The following is a 1,505-nucleotide window of genomic DNA, read 5'->3' as shown; positions in this document are numbered from 1 at the left end:
CCGGGTCCCGGCCGCCCTCCCGCCACGATCGTGCCGGCGTGGCGGGAGATCACCCGGCCGATGGGCTCAGATCGGCCGGGTGGCGGTCATGTCGTCCGGTGCGGCGTCCGTGTCGCGCTGCTGGGGGAAGACCACGGAGCCCTGCTGGAGCGCCACCGTCCGCGCCGGCGAGGGGATGCGGATGCCCTCCTCGCGGTAGCGGCGGTGCAGGCGCTTGATGAACTCGTGCTTGATCCGGTACTGGTCGCTGAACTCCCCGACGCCCAGGATGACGGTGAAGCCGATACGGGAGTCCCCGAAGGTGTGGAACCGCACCGCCGGCTCGTGCTCCGGCACGGCGCCGGTGATCTCCGTCATCACCTCGGCGACGACCTCCTTCGTCACCCGCTCCACCTGCTCCAGGTCACTGTCGTACGACACCCCGACCTGCACCAGGATGGTCAGCTGCTGCTCGGGACGCATGAAGTTGGTCATGTTCGTCTTGGCGAGCTGCCCGTTCGGGATGACCACCAGGTTGTTGGAGAGCTCGCGGACGGTCGTCTGCCGCCAGTTGATGTCCTCGACGTAGCCCTCCTCGCCGCTGCTCAGCCGGATGTAGTCACCGGGCTGCACGGTCTTGGAGGCGAGGATGTGGATGCCCGCGAACAGGTTGGCGAGCGTGTCCTGCAGCGCCAGCGCGACGGCCAGACCGCCGACGCCGAGGGCGGTGAGCAGCGGGGCGATCGAGATGCCCAGTGTCTGCAGCCCCACCAGGAAACCGATCGCCAGGACCAGGATCCGGGTGATGTTCATGAAGATGGTCGCCGACCCGGCGACCCCGGAGCGGGACTGGGTGACCGAGCGCACCAGCCCCGCCACCACCCGGGCCGCCGAGATGGTCGCGGCGAAGATGACCATCAGCGTCAGCGCCTGGTTGACGTTGTGCTGCACGGTCCGGGTCAGCGGCAGCGCCGCCGCCGCGGAGGCCGCGCCGCCCGCGATCGCCGCCCACGGCACGATCATGCGCAGCGCGTCCACGAGGACGTCGTCCCCGCGCCAGTTGGTGCGCTCCGCCAGCCGGTCCAGCCGGCGCAGCAGCAGCCGCAGCAGGAACGCCGCCAGCAGGCCGGCCGCGAGGGCGATGCCGGCGTACACCAGGTCGTGCCCGGTGAGCGCGCGGGTCACCGCTCACTCCCGGCGAACACCCTGGCCGACGGCCGTATGTGAAGTCGTGTCACGTGTCGTCACCTGCTTGATTTCTACGGGATGTACGTCGCGCCGGCCGTCCCTGACCGGCGGTCGGCGCGATCGCTCATCCTGCCGTATCCCACCGGGCGGTTCGTACCGGCCCCGGCTCCCTTCCGCCGGTCGGACCGCCTTCGGCCGCAGGGCGGTTCGTACCGGACCAGGCCCGCCGGTCAGATCACCTTCAGCCGCACCAGCACACCCAGCGTCAACGCCCCCGGCAGCAGCGGCAGCCACACCGTGACGATCCGGAAGGCCAGCACCACCGCCGTGGCCGGCGC

Annotated in this window: 1 protein-coding gene and 1 pseudogene; both read right to left on the bottom strand. The window is 70.8% G+C overall.

What is annotated here, in order from left to right; translation table 11 throughout:
• Nucleotides 1–66 precede the first annotated feature (66 nt).
• Complete coding sequence (locus B7767_RS37755) at nt 67–1,164, bottom strand: mechanosensitive ion channel family protein (RefSeq protein ID WP_085575930.1); 1,098 nt, start codon at nt 1,162–1,164, stop codon at nt 67–69.
• Between the two features lie 233 nt (nt 1,165–1,397).
• A pseudogene (locus B7767_RS48735) lies at nt 1,398–1,505 on the bottom strand (TIGR00374 family protein); the annotation flags it as partial.

It is taken from the genome of Streptomyces sp. 13-12-16, assembly GCF_002114215.1.
Classification (GTDB): Bacteria; Actinomycetota; Actinomycetes; order Streptomycetales; family Streptomycetaceae; genus Streptomyces.
The sequence above is the reverse complement of the archived record's forward strand: the minus strand, read 5'-3'. Positions and strand labels throughout refer to the sequence as shown.